Raw genomic sequence first — 20,532 nt, forward strand, 5'->3', positions numbered from 1 at the left:
CCCAGCCAATTCCCCGATTTATCGACTCGTTTGAGCAAGCCAACATCCGACAATTCTACGTCGGCTCGCGCCGCCGTTTCGCGCATCGAACAATCGCTGCTCAGATACAGCAATAGGGTGCGTAATAAAGTCTCTGGGGTGAAACGGCGCCCGAACTTCAACGCCCCCAATTCCCTGGCCTTGGCTTCCCATCCCGCAGGCAATAGCGCTAACAGCTTTGGCCAATCTTCATCTAGTCCTGGTGTCACACTTGCTTTCCTTGCAACTCATCTCAATTGCGGATCAGTTTACTATTTTTGGAGTTTGGTTAGCGCCTATGGGATTTATCCCCGCTGGGCTGCGAAGCGGCCCCTACACCAGGCAACTCGGTGTGCCAGGAAGATTGAGTTCACTGCTTTAGGGCTGCTGCGCAGCCCAGCGGGGATAAATCCCCTCGCCACAAAGTGTCTATTCTGTCCCTGGTTTGGACAGGGACTGCATTGGACCTAAACCTGAACATTCCCCGGCAACAACGGTAACTTCGCCAGTTTCACCGCCACCAGCAACGCCACCACCAGCAAGGTGCCGATGAACAGACCGACACCGTTCCACCCGCCCAAGTGCCAGGCCACGCCGCCCGCCGTACCGGCGACACTCGATCCGGCGTAATAGCTGAACAGATAAAGCGACGACGCCTGGCCCTTGGCCTGGAGGGCACGACGGCCAATCCAGCTGCTGGCGACGGAGTGGGCGCCGAAGAAGCCGAAGGTGAACACCAGCATGCCCAGCACCACCAGCCACAGCGGTGTGGCCATGGTCAGCATGAGGCCGGCCAGCATCAGGGCGATGGTCGCCCAGAGCATTTTTCGCCGGCCGAGCTTGTCCGCCAGTGCGCCGACTTTCGCCGAGCTGTAGATGCCCGACAGGTACACCACCGACAGCAACCCGACAAAGGCCTGATCCAAGTGATAAGGCTCGGCCAGCAGGCGGTAACCGATGTAGTTGAACAGGGTGACGAACGCGCCCATCAAGACGAAGGCTTCGAGAAACAGCAGCGGCAAGCCGGCGTCGCGAAAGTGCATGATGAAACCGTCCAGCAGGCTACGCGGGTGCAGCGAGCGAGGACGGAAGTTGCGCGACTCGGGGAGAATCCTCCAGAACACCGCCGCCGCGATCAAGGCCAGGCCACCGATCACCAGCATCGCGGTGTGCCAACTGACAAAGTCGATCAAGACCCCGGTGATCAGGCGTCCGCACATGCCGCCGATGGCGTTGCCGGCAATGTACAGCCCCATCGCCAGGCCGATGTGCTTGGGATGGATTTCTTCGCTCAGGTAGGTCATCGCGACTGCAGCCAAGCCGCTCAAAGACAGCCCCACCAGGGCGCGTAGCAGCAGCACGCCGTGCCAGGTCGGCATCATGGCACTGGCGATCGTGCACAGCGAGGCGGCGAACAGCGCGGCGACCATGACGGGCTTGCGACCGATGCGGTCGGAAATCGGGCCGGTGATCAACAGGCCGATGGCGAGCAGGCCAGTCGCCACCGACAGGATCAGGCTGCTCTGCGCCGCGTTGATGGAAAACTCCGTGGACAACAGCGGCATCATCGGTTGCACGCAATACAACAGGGCGAACGTCGCAAAGCCGCCGCTGAACAGTGCCAGCACCGTGCGCATGAACATGGGCGTGCCTTTTTCGATGTAGATGTCCTTCAGTTCGGCGACGACCTCATCTTGCACACGAGGTGGGATTTCATGGGCCAGTGGAGCGACAGCAGTTTTCACGTTGAACCTCGAAGGAGCACGGCCAGGCAGGCAATGAAAAAAGCATATAGCCGGCTAACGTTTCTATCCAATATATTGTTCGACCTGTTTAAGACGTTTTACGACCTATTGGATTGCCCATGGAATTGCGCCACCTGCGTTACTTCATCGCCGTTGCCGAGGAACTGCATTTCGGCCGCGCCGCCTTGGCCCTGGGTATCTCCCAACCGCCCTTGAGCCAGCAGATCCAGGCCCTGGAACAGGAGATCGGGGCGCGGTTGTTCGAGCGTACCAATCGTCGGGTCGAGCTGAGCGAGGCCGGGCGACTGTTCCTCGAGGAAGCCCGACGGGTGTTGGTCCAGGTCGACAAGGCGGCTGATGTGGCCCGCCGCGCCCAGTTGGGGGAGCTGGGAGAACTGAAAATCGGTTTCACCTCTTCGGCACCGTTCAACTCCACCATTCCCCAGGCGATCTTCTCGTTCCGCCAGCGCTTTCCCGCGGTGCACCTGAACCTGCGGGAAATGAGCAGCACCCAAGTGGCCGATGCGCTGGTGGACGAGGTAATCGAGGTGGGCATCATGCGGCCGTTGCCACTGCCCGACGCCTTGAGGGAAATCGAACTCAGCCGCGAACCGCTGGTGGCCGTGCTCAGCGCCAAACATCCGCTGGCCCAGGGCAACGAAGAAGGCCTGTTTCTCTCGGCGTTGGCCCAGGAACCGTTCGTGTTCTTCCCGCGCAGCTACGGCAGCGGCCTGTACGCGCAACTCCTGAACCTGGCCCGCGACGCCGGCTTCAGCCCGCACTTCGCCCAGGAAGCCGGCGAAGCCATGACCATCATCGGCCTGGTGGCGGCGGGGCTGGGCGTTTCGGTATTGCCAGCGTCTTACCAACGCATGCGTATCGACGGCGTGGTCTACCGGCCGCTGCTCGATCCGGCGGCGGTGTCAGCGGTGTGGCTGGTGCAGCGCAAGGACCAGCGTTCGCCGATGGCGAAGGGGTTTGTGGAGTTGTTGACTGAAAATATAGACGGCTAGTGGAATCCTGACAGGAGCAAAACCATGACAGAACTGTTCACCCGTTGGGACTCTGCCGAGTACTTCAAGACCGAAGAGGACGTGGCTAATTATTTGAATGCATGCTTGGAGGAGGCCGGGGACGATCCCGCCTTCATCGCAAAAGCCCTGGGAGCCATTGCACGAGCTCGCGGAATGACCCAGGTGGCCCGTGATGCCGGGCTATCACGGGAAAATCTTTACCGTGCCTTGTCGGGGGAGGGGAATCCTGAATTCGGCACCATTTTGAAAGTTGTAAAAGCGTTGGGGTTGAAGCTGCATGCCGGTACCTGAGCAGATCAACGTGATAAAAAATTGCCTATGTGAAGGGCGCCGAAAGGCGCCCTTATTCGTTGTTAAGCGCAAATCTGCGGGCGCACCCGGCGGCCGATGACGTCCAAGACGTCGCAGGGTAGGGCAATCACCAATATCCGCGCTAGTTCGCTGTAAACCCTTTCTTCGAAGGCCGGCCCCTCCAGCAGTTGGGTCACGGCGCGGATGCGGTAGACCGCGGTTTCATAGAGCACGTCCATGAGGACCTCGGTGTCGATCCATAACGAGGTGATGGTGCTGTCGATGTCGGTTCCCCCGCAGCTACGGCAGCGGCCTCTACGCGCAATTCCTGACCCGCGACGCCGGCTTCAGCCTGCACTTCGCCCAGAAGCTGGCGAAGCCATGACGGATCATCGGCCTGGTGGCGCAGGGCTCGGCGTTTCGGTGCTGCCGGCGTCTTACCAACGCATGCGCATCGACGGCGTGGACTATCGGTCGCTACTTGATCCGGCGGCGGTGTCAGCGGTGTGGCTGGCGTAGCGCAAGGACTTGCGTTCGTCGATGGCGAAGGGGGTTGTGGAGTTGTTGATTGGGAATATAGACGTCTAGGGAAGTCTTGGCAGAAAGTAAAGTCCATCACCGAAGTAGTTATACAGGACCGACAAGGGCCGTTGAGTGGCGCGTCAGCAGGCAAACAAGCACGCCGGAAATCATTGAGTGACACAGGTGAGAATAACTGCACTTGGTTGCAGGGTTTTCAGCAGATCTCGTCCAGCGCCTGTGTCAAAAAACCAGGAGTTCGGCGTTTTTTCAGCAAAACCCGTCGATAGTTCAATATAAAACCTCCTCGAATTGTTTCGATAGGTTTCAGTGAGTGAGCAAATAGAAAATCTTCACGTCCTACAGAACGCAGTACGAGGTAGAGCTATTTTCCTTTAATTGGTCTTACAGCTCGCGTGTGAATTGTCCTACGCGGAGGCTGTTTGAATGTACGCGAATATCTCGAAGTCGCTTTGATTCGCGATTGACATGATTCGAATTAATCATTTGAATCTAAGTTGCCTGAGGATGCCTTGGGCAAGAAAATAATTAATATTGGAGAAAACCATGAAAAGTGCAAAAAACCTGTTCAAAAGAAGCCAGAAGCCAAATGCGCAGACGAAGGAGTTTGGTAGCCGAGCTTGGTAATATTAACTGAAACATATTGCGGTTAGGGATGACCGCAATATAGAAATTATAAGGAGACTGAATGTGGATCTCATTAGTTCAGACTTGCTTCCTTTTGATATGCAATATCCAGTGTATAACTTCTTTTTTCCCGGTTCGGGGGCCGTCGTTGATGAGAAGAAAATAGCAGAATTAATGACGGGCGCAAATATAACCGCCAGGAAACGAGCTTTATATTTGCATATTCCGTTCTGCGATACAATTTGCTCCTTTTGCCCATTCACTCGTGGTCGAGTGAGTGATCCGAATGTGATTGAGCTATATGTGCAGGCATTGATTAATGAGATAGAAACGAAAAGTCAGTATCTTCGCTTAAGTGATGTACCTATAAATGCAGTTTTTTTCGGTGGCGGAACGCCATCTATGCTGTCCGCCGATCAAATCATGCGGATTGGTACGGTTTTGCATCGCAACTTCGATTTGACAAAAGTCAAAGAATTCTCTTTTGAAATAGAAGTTAAAAGCCTTACTTCTGAAAAAGTCCGTGCAATGCGCAGTATCGGGGTGACTCACCCGCGATTTGGTCTGCAAACATTTTCTAAAAAGTGGCGGGATCTATTCACTCTAACTGCGACGCTCGATCAGATTAAACGTAGCATCGATATGCTTTCCGAAAATTTTCCTACCGTATCATTTGATATTTTGTACGGTATGTCTGGACATACAGAAGAAGAATTAATATCTGATTTGAGATTGGCGTGTGATACGGAAGTTAGCAACATAGATATCTATCCTATCGATAATATTATGACTCAGCCGGCACTACACCGAAAACTAGCAATGTTAAAGAATGTTCCTACATCGGCGACAAGAAAATTCGCGATGAATATGTTGGTTGATGCCTATATGCGTTCAAGAGGGTATATGCCGCATAATGGACACGGTTATCGTAAAGTAGGCGCTAACTCTATTAGCCCGAGAGTAGTCTACGAAGGCTATAAATTCGAATATCATGAGCATGTGTATGGTTATTGTGATCACGATTTGATTGGGTTTGGCGTCAGCGCAATTAGTAGTGTGTATGGTGCGAAAATTATAAATACCAGTTTGAAAAGTAAATACATATCTGCGTTCATCGGGGAAAGTGGTTCCGCCGATACATTTCAAGTACTGAAGCACAGCAGCGAGTTAGACGTATTACGCCCGTTAGCTTTAAGGCTGCCATACTTTGGTTCGGTAGAAAAGAAACGACTGCCCGCAACCCTGTCCCCTGAGGTCCTAACAAAAATAAATCATCTTAAGCGGGCGGCACTTTTAGCTGAAAGCGAAACGCAATATCTTCTCACTAAAACAGGTTGGTACAATTACGTAAACATAATGTACTACCTACTCCCTACCAAGGAGCAGGAGTCTATGGATAGCTTTATAGCTGAGCAACTAGCTGACTCCATACGGGATATTTCCGAAAGTGAGGTGTTTTTCAAGGGGTCTTAATTAAAAGTGTTTTTATGTCTGAGGTGCTAAAGATATAAAAATCATAATTTCTTGGAGTGCAAAAAAAATGCAGGCATTGAGTGAAATATCCCAAGGAACCCACATATTTGGAGAACTTATGGGCTTGGAGTTCCAGATGCTGGACAATTTGCCCTTGCTCGAAAGTTTATTGCTTAGCTCAGTGTCGACTGGTGGGGCAACTGTTTGTGGTTATATATCGAAAAAATTCATCCCGCACGGTGTGACCACGCTGGTTTTACTGTCGGAATCTCATGCATCGATTCATACTTACCCTGAGTGTGGCTTTTTATTTTTCGATATTTTCACTTGCGGCAACTGTCAGACTGATCTAATTCTAGATGCTCTTATAGATAATTTGAATCCAAAAACAGTACGTAAATCCATTATTCATCGAGGCGCTTGATTGCATTAAGCTGTACGTGTTCTGAGTTGATTTGTTTGTTGTCGGGGGAGTAAGTGTGAGTGTGATTTTTGATCGGAATACCCTTCCGCTTTATGGGGCTAGCCTTATATCGAAAGCCGGAGATTTCGCATATGAGGTGGTCTTCGTTATACTTGCAATTGAGTTGCTTGATTTTGATTTGTATTATTTGGGGTTGGTGTATTTCTTTAGATTTATCCCTTATCTGTGTTTTGGGCCTGTGGGCGGTTGGCTTGCTGATACAGTTTCATATAAGCGGAATATGTTGCTTGCAGATGTTTTACGCTTTATCACTGCTGGGGGGCTGTACATTACTTATGTGAGTGGCTACTTAAATATATATGTCTTGATCGCCAGTGCTATGGTAATGACCATCGGCAGAGCCCTATTTCAGCCAAGTTTCCGAGCCTATTTACCCAGCGTGCTTGAAAAAAAAGATTTACCTGCGGGCAACAGCTTTCTTCAAATAATAGAGGATGTTGCGTCAATTTTTGGACCGTTAGTCTGTTCGTTGGTAATTGCATGGGGCGATAAAGGTGACGTAATTTTAATATATGCTCTGACTTATTTTATGTCGGTGCTTCTGCTGTTTTTTTTGAAGGAGAACATTTCCGGTGTTTCTGAGAAGTTGGTGGTGTTAAATATTTTTGCTGAGGCAAGAGTGGTTGTTGTTGATATGTTTTATAGAAAAAGAAATCTATTCATGGTTATTGTAGGGACCTCAATCTGTGTTCTTTTTACCGCCTCGCTACTCAGATTTGTGTTGCCGGCATCAATAATAAATATCTACGAGGATGAAAAGCTTGTCGGTTATATTTTCTCTCTGATGTCGTTGGGTACCGTTTTGGGTGGCGTCTGTTATACACGACTTGTGAACGACTCGACCCCATTGCAGTTGATGAAGTCCTGGGCGATGTACGGCATGTTATTTCTTGCTGTTTCAATCATCATAAATTACAGCTTATATGGTCTGTTTTGTATTGTTTTTTTTCTGGGCTTCTCGGGGGCGATCGTGGATATATCTATCATTACCAATATCCAATCACTTTCGGAGGAAAGAGAGCTTGGAAAAAATTATGGTATCTATTCGACGATCGCCAATACCTGCGAGGCAGCATCAGGGCTTGTTTCAGGAATGCTCTCACTAATACTGGGGGCGGGAGCATTTTCTGGTCTTTCAATAATGATTGCGGTGGCAGCCAGTAGTGTGAATTATCAATTAAGACGGGGAAAAAATGAAAAAAAGAAAGGTAGTCAATGTTAATCAAGGCATGGTTGATTTAGCGGAGTCATCGGTAACAACGACTCATGGATATGGGGATGATAACCCGCCGCCTTTTTTCAAGGCACTGGCTCATTATCTCTCCAGAGAAAATATTACCTTTGCATGTCCAGGCCATCAGGGGACGGAGTTCTTTTCCAAACATCCTGTTGGAAGACAGTTTCTGGATTTTTTTGGAGAAAATATATTTCTTGCTGACGTGCCTCATGCCGATCCTATGCTCGGTGGAGTTTTGAGTCATGAGGGGCCTCCTGGTGAGGCAGAAAAATATGCGGCGGCGGTTTTTAATGCTGATCGAACCTATTTTGTTCTTAATGGCACCTCTGCCTCAAATAAAGTGGTTGCTAATGCGTTGCTCGCTCCTGAAGATATTGTTCTATTTGATAGAAATAATCATAAATCCTGTTATCACGGTGCCTTGATTCAGGCTGGCGCTACGCCTCTTTATTTAGAAACTTCACGAAATGCCCTAGGGCTTATCGGTGGAATTAATAATTGCTGCTTTGATGAGGGATATTTACGCAGTAGACTTAACGAAATCAACCCTGAGTTTGCGGAAAAAGAACGTCCCTTTCGACTCGCTATTATTCAGCTGGGTACGTGGGATGGAACGGTTTGCAATGCTAAATATGTTGTGGAAAAAATAGGCCATTTATGTGATTACATTTTGTTCGATTCAGCATGGTTAGGGTATGAGCAATTTATAGGTTTTATGAAAAGTTATTCCCCTCTGTTGTTAGATCTTGACGAAAATAGCCCGGGGATTATTGTTACTCAATCGGTCCACAAGCAACTTGCGGGTTTTTCCCAGACTTCTCAGATTCACAAGAAAGACGATCATGTCAAATTGCAGAATCGATACTGCGACCATGATCGTTTCAATAACGCTTTTATGTTGCACGCATCAACGAGTCCCTTTTACCCGTTGTTTATATCGATCGATGTTAATGCGAAAATGCATTCGGAAGGAAATGGACAGCGCATGTGGGAGGCGTGTGTGCGTATGGGTGTTGAGGCGCGCAAATATATATTTAATTCCTGCGAATACATAACTCCATTTGTGCCTCCTTTCGTTGACGGCAAGCCCTGGCAAGATCACCAAACGAATACGATTTTAGACGATTATCGTTTTTTTGAGTTTCGTCCAGAGGACAGTTGGCATGATTTTAAAGGGTATGCCACTTCTCAATATACGATTGATCCTTGTAAATTACAGTTAATAATGCCGGGAATGGATTCGATGAGTGGGCAATACACAAACGGGGGGATTCCAGCAGTCATACTCGCACACTATTTAAGGGAGAACGGTGTTGTACCGGAGAAAGCCGATTGTTATTCGATTATGTTCTTGCTTACGCCAGCATTAAGTTATTCAAAGATTGAAACTTTGGTTTTCTGGTTGTGTGAATTCGAGTTGCACATAAAGGCGGATTCGCTTTTGGCTGATGTGATTCCCTCACTGTATGATTCGGATCGTGTTCGTTATGAGGGCTACACGATAGGCCATCTCTGCCAAGAAATACATGCAATGTATTCTCGCTTGAGTTTCAATAAATTGCAAAAAGATATGTTTAGCGAAGAACATTTTCCGCGAGTTTTGTTATCTCCCCAAGACGCAAATCATGAGTGGGTACGCGGCAATGTCGAACTTGTGCCTTTATCAGCCGCCCGGGGACGAATAGCAGCTGAGGGATTGATACCTTATCCACCCGGTATTGTATGTCTTGCGCCAGGTGAGCAATGGGGAGGTGCTGTACTTGAATATATTATAGCCATCGAGACATTTATGAATGCCTTTTCGTATTTTGGGTCAGACATACAGGGCGCTCATGTACGAATGGAAGACAATGGGTTGAGACGTTTTTATGTGTATGTGGTGAAAAATTAAGCGATCTTTCATGAGAAATTTTCTATGCAAAAAATCATCCATGTCGATATGGACTGCTTTTTCGCCGCCATAGAAATGCGTGAAAATCCAGAGCTTGTCAACATACCTATCGCCATTGGCGGCACCGTAGAAAGTAGGGGGGTTATATGTGCGGCAAATTATCCAGCTAGGCGCTACGGTATTCACAGTGCTATGTCGACAGTAAAGGCGCTCAGGCTATGTCCGCATATTAAGCTTCTTCCAGTTCGGATGGGTGTTTATGAGAGTGTATCTAAACAGATACATGAGATTTTTTCCCGTTATACCCATAGAATCGAACCGCTCTCATTGGATGAGGCTTACCTTGATGTCACTGATTGCGTTGTATGTTACGGGTCTGCGACCTTGATTGCGCAAGAGATTCGCAGAGCTATCTATAATGAGTTGGAATTGACAGCTTCTGCGGGTGTGGCACCGATTAAGTTTTTGGCGAAAATCGCTTCAGATATAAATAAACCCAACGGACAGTATGTTATTTCCCCCGATCAAGTCGATTTTTTTATCCGGTCCCTTCCCTTGTATAAAATTCCAGGTGTTGGGCCTAAAACAGCAAGGCGGCTCGCTATACTTGGTTTTTACACTTGCGCAGATGTTCAGCAAAGTGATCTTATTACGATTGTTAAGGTGTTTGGAAAGTTGGGGTTCGAAATATGGCAGCGTTGTCATGGCATCGACACTAATCACATCTGCACTGACCCAGTTAGAAAAACTGTAGGTGTTGAGTTAACGTTGCCTAAAGATATACATAGCTGGCAAGAGTGTGAGTGCACAGTCCGTACACTCTACCCAGAATTGTACTGTAAGTTGCAGCAATACAGTGCGGACTTAGGTATCAGCCGGCAGGGCGTAAAATTTAAGTTTGATGATTTTTCTATCACCACCCATGAACATAAAAATCAGGAGTTAGATGTCGCAACTTCCTTATCTACCGCGAGATACGTCTGGGAAACCAGGCGAAACGATCGCGGCGTTAGATTAATTGGTCTAAATGCTACATTGCGTGATCCATTATTTGAACGTCAACTTTCCTTTAAATGGTAACGTGGCTTTGCAGCATCCCTTGTCAGGCCATTTCTGGAATTCTGTACAAACATGCGGGATAGTTCGGCTCAGTTAAGTGAATATCTGTGATATGGACTAATCTCCCTCCGGAGGGGCGCCGCAAGGCGCCTTGTTTGTTGTTACGCGCAAATCTGCGGATGCACCCGGCGGTCTATGACGTCCAGCTCCTCGCAGCTTTCGCGCATGGCATCACCGATACCCGCGCCAGTTCGCTGTAAACCCCTTCTTCGAAAACCATCCCCTCCAGCAGTTGGGTCACGGCGCGGATGCGGTAGGCCGCGGTTTCATAGAGCTCGTCCAAGGGGGCCTCGGTGTCGATCCATAACGAGGCGATGGTGCTGTCGATGTCAGTGGCAGGCATGTATCGATCCATGACTGAAAACTCCGTTTAAAGGAGCGCCGCTCAGCGCTGACTGTTAAATAAAACAGCAGATCGCCCGTGGGGCGGGGCCAGGTTGTCTAGGGCGCGGTTGACCAGTAGTTCGCCCAGCACGGCCAGCTGCTGGATGGCCAGCGCCACGTTGCGTCGCGGGCCTTGCAATTCGCAGGCGAGGTCGGCGGTCATGACGTTGAGCGAGGCAAGGGTTTCGCAGGCGTGGCAAAGCAGGGACTCGGTGTCGACATCCGGAATGATCGTGAACACATGACTGGCAGGCTCGGGACGGCCAGGGTCGTACATTCGGGAGTCGTCGAAGTCTGGGGACTCAGGGAGGTTGGGGGGTGTCCTGTTCATGTTGAGCTCCTTGCAAGATTTAAGGGGCGTCACTCTTATTTGTCCAGCCGGACTATGTATTGACTGACGGTCAGTAATATTTAGCAGAAAACCCTTTGGCGCCCATCAAATTATTTAACATCTATGTAAAAAAATGATTCATTTGTATTGAGTCTATGAAATTCCTTCAGGGTTTTCTTTTATTGGTGTAAGAAATATCGCTCGATTCGTAATCGAAGATCTTTGTGTGTAGGAAATGCCCTGCATTTCAAATATAAGTGTTTTTTCTGAGAGGCGGGGTGTGTAACATGCCCCACCCTATGAAAATCACTTTCGAAGGTATTCCGTCAAGGTGTTTGATTTGTTGTGACTATAAGGAAGTAGCGAGGCGTAGATGTTTAAAAGAGATCGGACAGAAAAGCTACGGAATAATATTAGATACCTTATCAAGAGCCGTGGGGAAACACAGCTGTCCTTGTGTAATGCGAGCGGTTTGACCAGAACAACTATCTACAACATCCTAGAAGGCCGGGTTGTTAACGTACAGCAGTCCACTATTCGCAAGATATCCGATTTTTTTGGTGTTTTTTATGAAGAAATAGAGACGGTGGATTTTGAAGAGAAGGAGATTATAGAGAGCAGCGTTTCCTTGTATGGAAATATGAACCCTGCTGCGGTGCCGATCATCAAGGAAAGCCAGGTCATTCAGAATATGAATAAGCGAATTGGTGAGCTGATTGTCAGTCATTCTTTGACTTATTATTTCGGCACGGCGTGTAATTTGATAGGCGTTTTATTGGAAAACAAAATCAATGGGATGAATGATGCTGGTGATTTACTGATAGTGAAGAAAGGTGCATGGACCAGAGAAGGTGAAAAGCTGGTGTACGATAAAGTAATCGACAGATTTTTCGTCGTTGCTGAGATTTGCGTTGATCCGGATGTAGTTGTTGTGATTGGAGATATAATAGAGGAACGTTTCAATGGCTGATAGCTCAGGAGTGGAGAACAGTAGATATAAACTGTTGGGCTTTGAAAACCATAAAAGCCTCGCGATCGTCATGGTGATAGCAACCGGACAAGTCATCAGAATAAAGTTGGAGAATTTATTGCGTAGTGAAGTTGTAGATGATTTAAATAAGTCGGAGATTCGGGAGGTTTATAAGAAATACTATTCGGGCGGAACAGCACTGACGGCTTACGAGGTCAGGGATCGTCATGAACGATCATGGTTGATTTACGTGTTTTTGAATTTGATGTTGTTTGCGATATATATATTTACTAATATTTCCGCCGCAAAGCTTGTCTATATAGAATATTTTGATGTGGTGGTTACTCCAGGTGTTTTTTTATATCCGTTGACTTTTCTTGTGGTGGATATGCTGAATGAGTTTTATGGGTTTAGGCTGGCACGAAAGGCGATACTGTTTGGGTTTGCAAGTAACGCGTTTATTCTTGTTTTGTTAAGTGGCAGCAGTTGGCTTCCGGGACTGTCGGGTTGGAAGCTTGACGGTCCCTACAGTGAGGTTGTCTCTCATGTGCTAGCTGTGTTAGTAGCGTCGTCGGTTTCTTTCGTTTTTTCTGAGTATGTGAATTCCTATTTGCTATGTCGAATAAAAGAACTCACAAATTCTAGATATTTATTCTTGCGGGTTTTTCTCAGTACATTCTTTGCGGTGATAATAGATAGCTATATTTTTTGTTTTATCGCATTTTATGGGAAGATGCCGGTTTCGGAAATCTTAAACATAGTCTATGTTCAGATAGTGATAAAAATGTGTTTTGCTGTTTTTAATGTACTACCCGCCTACGGCGCCAGGGCGTTGTTTCGAAAGTATGTAACCGGTGCCCAGCCTGCATAAGAGCTCAATGGGCTATTGCCTCATAGCCCATTACCCTTCGAGCGTTGTGCCTATAAATCCAGTTTTGTCTTCAGGCTGTTCATGATCTCCACCCGGTTTTCAAGGTAGTGGCTCAGGCCCTTTGCGCGCAGATGACAGGCGGCGCAGTCACCGCAGCCTCTGCCCTTGATGCCGTTGTAGCATGTCAGTGTCTGTTGATCGATGAACTCCAACCACCCGTGATAGTCGGCCAGCGCCCAGGTTTGGGCTTTGTTCAGCCACATCAAGGGCGTCTCGATGCGCAAGGGATAATCCATGCCCAGTTCAATGGCGATGTTCAGCGCCTTCACAAACGCATCGCGGCAATCCGGATAGCCAGAGAAGTCGGTTTCACACACACCGGTGATAAGCGTTTTCGCACCCACCTGATACGCATAAATAGACGCCAGGGTCAAAAACAGAATATTGCGCCCAGGCACGAAGGTGCTGGGCAGGCCATCTCCATCGCTGTTGGCCGCGGGCACTGGAATGTTGTCGCGGGTGAGGCTGCTGATGGCCAGTTCGTTGAGCAGGGTGGTGTCCAATATTTTATGAACGGTCACGCCAAGTGCCTTACAGAGTTGTTGCGCCACTTCGATTTCTTGACGATGGCGCTGGCCGTAGTCGAACGTGATGCAATGAACTTCGTCGTACCGGGGTAAGGCGTGAACCAGGCAGGTAGTCGAATCCTGGCCGCCGCTGAAAACGATGACTGCTTTTTTTGTCATTTCATTCATTTGGACCTGTCCCAATAGGTGCTGAAGGAGTGACCCTAGCCCGAAGTTCAACACCTTGTTGTGGGAAGTTTCCGAATTTACGTGCTCCGCTTTCTCTATTTGTGTTTTCAGTCGCAAGTGAAGCCGCTAGAAGATCGCTGCCACGGCGGGTGCCGCACACCGGAGAATCCTCGCCAATTGGAATTGTCCGTGCGCGGCGGCGCTTGCCGTGGCAGGCGGTACTCACCTCGCTCCTCTATTTTTTCACTTAGCCTTCCCACACCGTCGCAGGTTTATTGGCGTGGTAATCATAAAAACCCTGGAGTATCCACGTATCGCCCTTGCGTTCGAATGCGGCGCGCCATGCGCCTCTGCCGCTGCCAGGGGATAGCTGGGCCATGTCGTACCAGTAATATTTGTTGATGCGTTTTGTCGTGGCCCTGCCGGCTCGAATGTCATCCATGATTTCGTTGATCTTGGCTCGGGCCGCTTCGGGAAAGTTGTCATAGGACATCTGTGTTTCAGCCAGCGTGCTGAGACTCACCGTAAACTTGTCTATTGCGGTGGATGCTTCCCCCAGTACTGGTGAAGTGCTGGTGGTAGGTGATGTGCCAGTGACCTTCTTCGTCGGGACTTGGGTCACGACCTCGATATCAAACGTGTCGTAGTTCGAGAGATTTTTTGCGAAGTTGGTAATGTCCTCTCCGGTGACCAGTAACGTCTTGCGCTGTGACTTGCCTTTGTTGGCGATGACATAAGGAATCTTGTTGTTGCGGATTTCCGTCAGGAGCCCGGGTTTGTGTCTTTTTTTCATCTCGTCCCGGAACGCGCTGAGCTTTTTCTTTTTGTACTCCGCGAAGTTTGCGGGGTTCGTTTTATAGTCCTCCCTGGCAGCCTCTACCTCGGGACCTTCTCCTGTAAACAGCGCGCCCAGGTCCTCCCAGACGCGCTTTTCCGCGACTTTGACCACCTCATGAATATCGTCCTGTATCTTGGTCATGGCGGCTTTCTTCTTTCCCTGTTCAGGGACGATGGTGATGAATAATGCGCCGGTGAGGTTGTCTGGCAAGGAGGACATCATCATCTTGAAGTTGCCTTCGTTGTCGAAAAGCTCCTTCTTGAGTGGCAGGGTCATGTCGAAAATTTTTATTTTTTGCGCGTCCGTCAGTTGGATCCCCTTTACCTGGGAGTCGATGTCTCGGCTGCAGTAGTCGACGGCCTGCCACACGTTGAACTTGTACAGCAGGCTTTCGTGGGGCTTCTTATGTTGCCCGAGGCCGTGGAGGCCCTTGTTGATCTGGTTGATTCGTGAAAGGTAGGTGTCTATATCGGGCACGTCGATGTCATTCATGCTCTCGCGCAGGATGCGTTCGGCCAGCTCCTCGGGCATCGAGTGGATGATCTTCTTTACCGTATTCACCACCCGTCGAGAAGGCCAGTGATGGTCGACCAGGATGCCCTCCACCAAGGCGTTATAGGTTTTCTGTTGCGCAGTTTCCGGGGCCCGACTGAACAGGCTATGCAGGCCTCCGCCACCGAGCAGGCGTTGCGGTTCTTCGATGTGCCAGCGACCGTTTTTCCACGTCACCGTCCGTTGATGGGTACGATTGTTGGGCGCGTAGATAATCCGCAGGCTTTCCTGGATCGCGGTTTTGCAGTAGTCATGCCCCATCTTCAAATAGGCTTGGCCGGACGCGTCCCTGTACAGGTTGCGACCCTCGGGGACGAGCCCTTTGCTGTCAAAACCTTTCAGGAGAAAAGGGCCTAGCTCGGGGTCGGGCATACGGGGCAGGGAAGACAGCTCCGGGCGGGTCTTGTCCCGGCGTCGTGCCGCGCGCGCCATGATCAGGTCCTGCCCGGCCTCTGCCACGACCTCACCCAGCCCGCTGATGAAATCACTGGCCCACTGGCTGAAGCTGCCACCCTCGTCTTTTATGGCCGACACCGCGGCGCCCCCGGCCATTGTCGGCAGGATCGCGCGGCCCAGTACCCCGCCCAGGCGGCCCGCGTAGAACATGGCCATCGCGCCCGCCAGCAAGGTAACGCCGTTCCTGCGTCCTTCCTGGGCCGCTGCGCTGTCGCGCTCGGCGTTCGTTACCATCAGCGCGTCAGCCGTCTTGAGCGCGTGGCTGATCTGCGTTTCGTGCAGTGCTTTGAGCAGGTCGCCTTTGACCACGGGGGAGGCGACCTTCAAGGCGAAATCATCCTGAACCCGATGCTTTATCCATGAGAAGGTGGACTGCGTGACTTTCTTTATCTTCTCGTTGAGCGTCAGGTTTTCCGCAGCCGGCACCAGGCTGGCAAGCTGATCGGCTTGTTCCATCAGCGGCAGTTGGGAAATCAGCCAGCGGGTCATTTCCAGCGTGCTGATGAGTGTCTTGACCAGGACCGCTTCCAACTCCCTTTCGCTTCCTGCGTGGATGTCCCTGAACACTTTTCCGTCCGGCGCACCCGGCGTGTACAGCGTCAATGAAGGCCGGCTGGACAGTTTCCTGACGCCAAAGGCCAGCAGCTCTTTCAGCACACTGTCGCCCCACTGGATCTGCCGCACCACCACCTCGTGCCCGTTGACCTTGCGGCGTTCCTCAGGCATTGCGCTGTCCAACGCCGCCAGCACCAGGTTCAGGCCGGTGTTGTCCTTATCGTGTGTAAAGTCCCCCGATATATGCGCGGCCCACGCCTGCGCCCGCATTTGTTTGGCTTTCAGAGCCATCCATTGTGCCTGGCGCTCCCGGGCCGCAAGCAGCAACGCGGGCGGGATACGGGCACCCACATTTGCCCTTTCGATGATCTCCACGATCTGTGCAAAGCTCAGCGGCCCCTCTTCGGTGTGGTGGGAAGCGTTGCGTTCGTCCGGTGTCAGGTTGGACATGGCCCACAGCGTCATGGAACGGCAATCGTCGAATATCGCCTTCGCGCTGCCTAGCGAGACCCCGGATCCGAACGGTGACTCGCCCGTGGGCGCGTGCGAGTCGATGGTCTGCTTGCGGATACATAGGGATACCTGGTCAGGATCGACTGGGGCGTATTTGTCCTTGATGAAGCCGGCGAGCAACTTGCGGGTCCGGTCCTGGAGGGCGTCAGGGGACGCCAGCATCACGGGATCTGGCGGGGGTGGGGTATCCGCCAGGGTTATCTGCAGGTCCTGTAGCGCGTTCCACCAGGCCACGCGGTCGCTGCCGATCACATTCGGGTTGGCGTGCAGCCAGTCGTCCAGTTTTTTCTGGTACAGCCGTAGCGCGCGCTCGTCCATGGCGCCGGCCAGGTCCAGCCTGTCCTTGAGGTTCGCCGCGATATCCAGCCTGGCGATCCAGGCGCTGATTTTCTCATCATCTCCCGGCCCGTTCAGCAACGCGTCGCTCACGGCGGTTTTTTGCGCCGCTCGCAGATCCATAACCAGGTAGGCAAGGAAGTTCCCGGCGATGGGGGCGATTGTCACGTCATGCTTAACGTTATCGTCGGCCTCCAGGCTGGCCTTCAGCGCCGTCAGGTCCGCGTACACCTCCAGCGGCTTGCCCAAGCTGTACAACACCGCGCTTGCCGGGTAGTCGGTATTGTCATGCCGGGTCAGTGCAACAGCACCTGACACCGGCACGCTGAACCCCCATCCTTCGGGGGTGATACTGAGGCTGTAGACCCCAGGCCGGTCACGCTCCGCCAGCCTGGCGCGAGACGTTGCGTCCGGTGCCGACAGCGCATGTTCCGTCAGCGCCTTGTGCAGCGGCAGGCTCAGGGTTCCATCCAGTTGCTGGAGATCGGCCTGTGCCTTGAGTTGCCTGCCGAATTCATCGGCCAGCCATTGGCTGACGCTGCGGTCCTGGCTAACGTCGGGCGGGGTGTCCCAGAAGTTGTCCAGTGCCCGCGCCAGCATTTGTTCATACGACGTTGGGGTGAAGCTTATCAGTTGCTTGATTGCTTGCTTGGCGTCACGGTTATTCAGGGCTGCCGGCATCTCCGTGACGCTGTTCAGCTCGGTGATGATGTCTATATTGCCCAAATCGTCGAAGAACTCGTGGGCATTGATCTTTCCTGCCACCGCACGCCAGAAGAGCGTGTCGAGGGGGACTGTTTGCGCCACCTTTTTAAACGCCGGCGCGTTGGTTGCGCGTTCAGTTGGGGGGACGGCTTCATCTTGTAGCCGGCACACGAGTATTTCTTTGACGGCCAGCTTGTTCACCAGGGTCGGGAAGGCTTGCCTGAACCCATCATCCAAGTGCCGCGCAGCCACTTCCGAGGCGCGCGGAACGGCATCGTTCAGACGGATCATTTGCTGCTGCGAGGCATTGAGTTGGTGTATCAGCAGGGCGCTAGCGGTTTGTAAGGGGGTGTTCTCCAGCATGTTCTCTTCCTGAAAGTTTTCGGAAGGAACAACCTATTGAAGGCGCGCGAAGAGGGGGCGGTATATAGATACCGCATGGAGCGGCGACAGGCGGTGTACCGGTGTGGTGGATACATAATCGATGTGGCAGCGAGCCTGTTCGCGATGCGCCTTGACGGGGCATGCTCACGATCATGTTTTATCACGCAGAAATACCAGGATCGCCTCGCAGGTCGCCTGTGTTCTTTCTTCCAGTACCCAATGTCCGGTGTTGTGCAATATAAAAGAGTACGGTTGCGTGGTGATACATTTGACTTGCTCGGCCAAGGTGTTTCCTCTCGAATGGTCCCCGCCGATAGTGAGCACAGGCACCGTCAGTTTATTGTTGGCGTATGCTTGATTATCACCCACATCATGCTCTATCCAGGCTGAATAAAGCTTGAAGGCCGCCTCCATGCGTCCGGGCTGGGAATAATCTTTCACCAACGCCACACGCACCTCGTCCGGCATTGTGTCGTTGCCGGGGAATACAAAGTCGTCAAAAAACATGTCCAGGTAAGTTTTTTCCTGACCTTGGATCATGCTGAGAGCCGTCTTGCCAAAGAAGCGGAAATGCCACTTGCTGGCAATGCGGGCTTGCGGGTCTCCGTTATAAGCCGTTTCCCACCCTGGGATGCCAGGGATGAATCCGTCCATCAGGATAATACGTTTGGTTTCATCGGGATAAAGGGCTCCGTAGGCATAGGCAATCATTAAACCCATGTCATGGCCGACAATATCAACCTGTTTGATATTCAGGTGGATGACCAGCTCGTGCAGGTCATGCGCCATATTTTTTTTATCATAGCCGCTTTCTGAAATATCGGTTTCTCCAGCACCGCGATAATCAGGAACGATAGGCGTATAACCGGCACGCACCAATGGCCCCATCAATACCGCCCAATTGCGCCAGCTTCCCGGGAACCCATGCACCAGCAACACAGGGTTTGCGCCATCACCGCTTATAAGATAGTGCATGCGGATGCCGTTCACGTACACGTAGGCCCGTGTGAACGATGCACCCCCTACAACAATATTTTGTTCCACAGAAGGCGATGTGGCCTGGTGTCGAGAAGATAAGGCGATGGCGCCCGACCAGGCTATTGTGTCCATCATTTTCTTGTCCATTTTGGGAGCCGAGTTAATTTCATGAGCTACGCCGTGCAGCTCATAAGTAACGGCGAACTGTTTATCGAGCGTTAACTTCTAAGGTGTTTTTAAGGCATTTAAAGCTTGTGGCTTTGCGCATGCCATCGATACTGTCGAAGTTGACAGTACCGACAAACGGCAATTGTTCCGATTGAGCCCCGGCAGAGCAGTTGCAGGTGAAAAAAAGCAGGGCGGAACTTGCATAGGACTCCTGTTGGCTGTAGGAAAAGTCCCGTTTCTAGTTGCGATGTTTCCTATTCGCTCCAGATGCCCACGGTGTTGGGGTTGCGATTCGCCTGCGTTGCAACGTTTTATTCATCATTCCGAATTGTCTGGCTCAGTGCTCTTTCCCGGCGGAAAGGGGACCCGCCTGAAGCCCGTGAATAAGGCCTTGGAAATGCACTCATCTTTGTACGCCCTCTACACCAACGAAGTCTCCCGTGACTATCTCCGTCATTTGGACGATCTGTACTTGGCGCAACAGCAACTCGATGGTGTTGACGAAAAAGTCATTACATTTATCAATCGTCAAAAAGCATTCGTCAAAGCTCATCCCCCAATCGCTATTTACCGAGTGGCCACCGAGGGCAGCCAGACCCGTAACGGCGCAACGATCCAGCAAGTGTCATCGTCGTTGACGTTCACCTTGGATAATGGCTGGAAAGTACGAGCCGCGCAGAAAGGCGACCAGGTTGTGTATGCCGATGGCAGCACCGCGCGGATCGTAACCGCCGCGGGGGCAGCCAACAGTAATATCGCCCTGGTCGGCAGCCGTTTGAGCAATGGCGACGAGATCATCAATACGCTTCAGAGACGTTTTCTGATCATCGTGCGTGAAGGCGTGCCGATGGCAGAAGACTTTTTGCCCGCTCTCAAATTGGCGGATGTTCATTACTTGCACTCGAATGAGGTGAAGGAGAACATCCAATGAGCGTACAGCATAGATCCACTGTGGGAGATTCTATGTTGCAGGGCAACCCTGCAACATAGGCGCTGGTTGGTATTCGCTCTGATTTTTCATCAAGGCAAATGCCACTCGGCAAAGCTTGCGGGCTAGCACCACCAATGCCTGGGTTTTTGAGAAGCCTCTCGCCAGGTACGACTCGTAAAATGGTTTCCATCTAGACGAGCGGCACGCGGTCATTGCGGCGATATGAGCGAGTCTGCGTATCTCGGGATCGCCTTTCTTGGATAGATACCGGGCGCCATTCTTTTTTCCGGAATCATCGACCCGCAAGTCCATCCCTAAAAATGCGATAAACGCATCGCTGTCGGTA

Annotated in this window: 17 protein-coding genes and 3 pseudogenes; 11 read left to right on the forward strand and 9 right to left on the reverse strand. The window is 51.0% G+C overall.

Translation table 11 applies throughout. The features are described from left to right. Together BT116_RS31280 and BT116_RS29045 are read right to left on the reverse strand one after the other, a co-directional pair. Positions 1–248 (reverse strand): annotated as a pseudogene (locus tag BT116_RS31280) (IS4 family transposase); the annotation flags it as partial. A gap of 237 nt (positions 249–485) precedes the next feature. Further along, positions 486–1,661, reverse strand: a complete 1,176-nt coding sequence (locus BT116_RS29045; protein WP_371856197.1) for an MFS transporter — start codon at positions 1,659–1,661, stop codon at positions 486–488. 221 nt (positions 1,662–1,882) lie between these two features. Here BT116_RS29045 and BT116_RS29050 point away from each other — a divergent pair, with 221 nt between their 5' ends. Together BT116_RS29050 and BT116_RS29055 are read left to right on the forward strand one after the other, a co-directional pair. Continuing rightward, positions 1,883–2,776: a LysR family transcriptional regulator gene (locus tag BT116_RS29050; RefSeq protein ID WP_072349150.1), complete on the forward strand. Its 894-nt coding sequence runs from the start codon at positions 1,883–1,885 to the stop codon at positions 2,774–2,776. Between the two features lie 24 nt (positions 2,777–2,800). After that, positions 2,801–3,088, forward strand: a complete 288-nt coding sequence (locus tag BT116_RS29055; RefSeq protein ID WP_072349152.1) for an addiction module antidote protein — start codon at positions 2,801–2,803, stop codon at positions 3,086–3,088. Positions 3,089–3,150: 62 nt separating this feature from the next. On the opposite strand, the gene BT116_RS29060 is transcribed toward BT116_RS29055, so the two are convergent. Further along, entirely contained in the window at positions 3,151–3,414 is a 264-nt protein-coding gene (locus BT116_RS29060) for a hypothetical protein (protein ID WP_072349154.1), read from the reverse strand. Here BT116_RS29060 and BT116_RS29065 point away from each other — a divergent pair. The 6 genes and pseudogenes from BT116_RS29065 to dinB form a co-directional block, all read left to right on the forward strand. Continuing rightward, positions 3,378–3,676, forward strand: a pseudogene (locus BT116_RS29065) (LysR family transcriptional regulator); the annotation flags it as partial. The gene BT116_RS29060 and the pseudogene BT116_RS29065 sit on opposite strands and share 37 nt — an antisense overlap. A gap of 642 nt (positions 3,677–4,318) precedes the next feature. Continuing rightward, positions 4,319–5,728, forward strand: coding sequence for a radical SAM protein (locus BT116_RS29070; protein WP_072349156.1), 1,410 nt, complete (start codon positions 4,319–4,321; stop codon positions 5,726–5,728). Positions 5,729–5,795: 67 nt separating this feature from the next. After that, on the forward strand, positions 5,796–6,152 hold the full coding sequence (gene speD / locus BT116_RS29075; protein WP_083569207.1) for an adenosylmethionine decarboxylase: 357 nt from the start codon (positions 5,796–5,798) through the stop codon (positions 6,150–6,152). A gap of 55 nt (positions 6,153–6,207) precedes the next feature. Further along, positions 6,208–7,434, forward strand: coding sequence for an MFS transporter (locus tag BT116_RS29080; RefSeq protein WP_072349160.1), 1,227 nt, complete (start codon positions 6,208–6,210; stop codon positions 7,432–7,434). Then, complete coding sequence (speC, locus tag BT116_RS29085; RefSeq protein ID WP_083569209.1) at positions 7,406–9,340, forward strand: ornithine decarboxylase; 1,935 nt, start codon at positions 7,406–7,408, stop codon at positions 9,338–9,340. Before BT116_RS29080 ends, speC begins: the two co-directional genes overlap by 29 nt. 24 nt (positions 9,341–9,364) lie before the next feature. Beyond that, positions 9,365–10,420: a DNA polymerase IV gene (gene dinB / locus BT116_RS29090; RefSeq protein WP_072349163.1), complete on the forward strand. Its 1,056-nt coding sequence runs from the start codon at positions 9,365–9,367 to the stop codon at positions 10,418–10,420. 140 nt (positions 10,421–10,560) lie between these two features. On the opposite strand, the pseudogene BT116_RS29095 reads toward dinB, so the two are convergent. Both BT116_RS29095 and BT116_RS29100 read right to left on the reverse strand, forming a co-directional pair. Further along, positions 10,561–10,814: pseudogene (locus BT116_RS29095) on the reverse strand (hypothetical protein). Between the two features lie 30 nt (positions 10,815–10,844). Then, a complete protein-coding gene (locus tag BT116_RS29100) occupies positions 10,845–11,174 on the reverse strand; it encodes a DUF6124 family protein (RefSeq protein WP_072349165.1) in 330 nt (109 codons plus the stop codon). Between the two features lie 373 nt (positions 11,175–11,547). Here BT116_RS29100 and BT116_RS29105 point away from each other — a divergent pair, with 373 nt between their 5' ends. After that, positions 11,548–12,144 (forward strand): helix-turn-helix transcriptional regulator, encoded by a 597-nt coding sequence (locus tag BT116_RS29105; protein WP_072349167.1) that lies wholly within the window; start codon positions 11,548–11,550, stop codon positions 12,142–12,144. Next, positions 12,137–13,015, forward strand: coding sequence for a queuosine precursor transporter (locus tag BT116_RS29110; RefSeq protein ID WP_072349169.1), 879 nt, complete (start codon positions 12,137–12,139; stop codon positions 13,013–13,015). Before BT116_RS29105 ends, BT116_RS29110 begins: the two co-directional genes overlap by 8 nt. Before the next feature lie 50 nt (positions 13,016–13,065). On the opposite strand, the gene queC is transcribed toward BT116_RS29110, so the two are convergent. The 3 genes from queC to BT116_RS29125 form a co-directional block, all read right to left on the reverse strand. After that, positions 13,066–13,761 carry a 7-cyano-7-deazaguanine synthase QueC gene (gene queC / locus BT116_RS29115; protein WP_072349171.1) on the reverse strand — a complete coding sequence of 232 codons (696 nt, stop codon included), beginning with the start codon at positions 13,759–13,761 and terminating at the stop codon, positions 13,066–13,068. Positions 13,762–14,017: 256 nt separating this feature from the next. Further along, complete coding sequence (locus BT116_RS29120; RefSeq protein WP_072349174.1) at positions 14,018–18,088, reverse strand: dermonecrotic toxin domain-containing protein; 4,071 nt, start codon at positions 18,086–18,088, stop codon at positions 14,018–14,020. A gap of 171 nt (positions 18,089–18,259) precedes the next feature. Further along, positions 18,260–19,234, reverse strand: a complete 975-nt coding sequence (locus tag BT116_RS29125) for an alpha/beta fold hydrolase (protein WP_371856196.1) — start codon at positions 19,232–19,234, stop codon at positions 18,260–18,262. A 322-nt stretch (positions 19,235–19,556) separates the two neighbouring features. On the opposite strand from BT116_RS29125, the gene BT116_RS29130 reads away from it, so the two are divergent. Then, entirely contained in the window at positions 19,557–20,186 is a 630-nt protein-coding gene (locus BT116_RS29130; RefSeq protein WP_256572613.1) for a hypothetical protein, read from the forward strand. A gap of 30 nt (positions 20,187–20,216) precedes the next feature. On the opposite strand, the gene BT116_RS29135 is transcribed toward BT116_RS29130, so the two are convergent. After that, positions 20,217–20,532 (reverse strand): transposase (locus tag BT116_RS29135; RefSeq protein WP_139271917.1); only part of this gene is annotated, 316 nt, incomplete at its 5' end.

The organism is Pseudomonas sp. NFACC16-2 (genome assembly GCF_900119205.1).
GTDB lineage: Bacteria > Pseudomonadota > Gammaproteobacteria > Pseudomonadales > Pseudomonadaceae > Aquipseudomonas > Aquipseudomonas fluorescens_Q.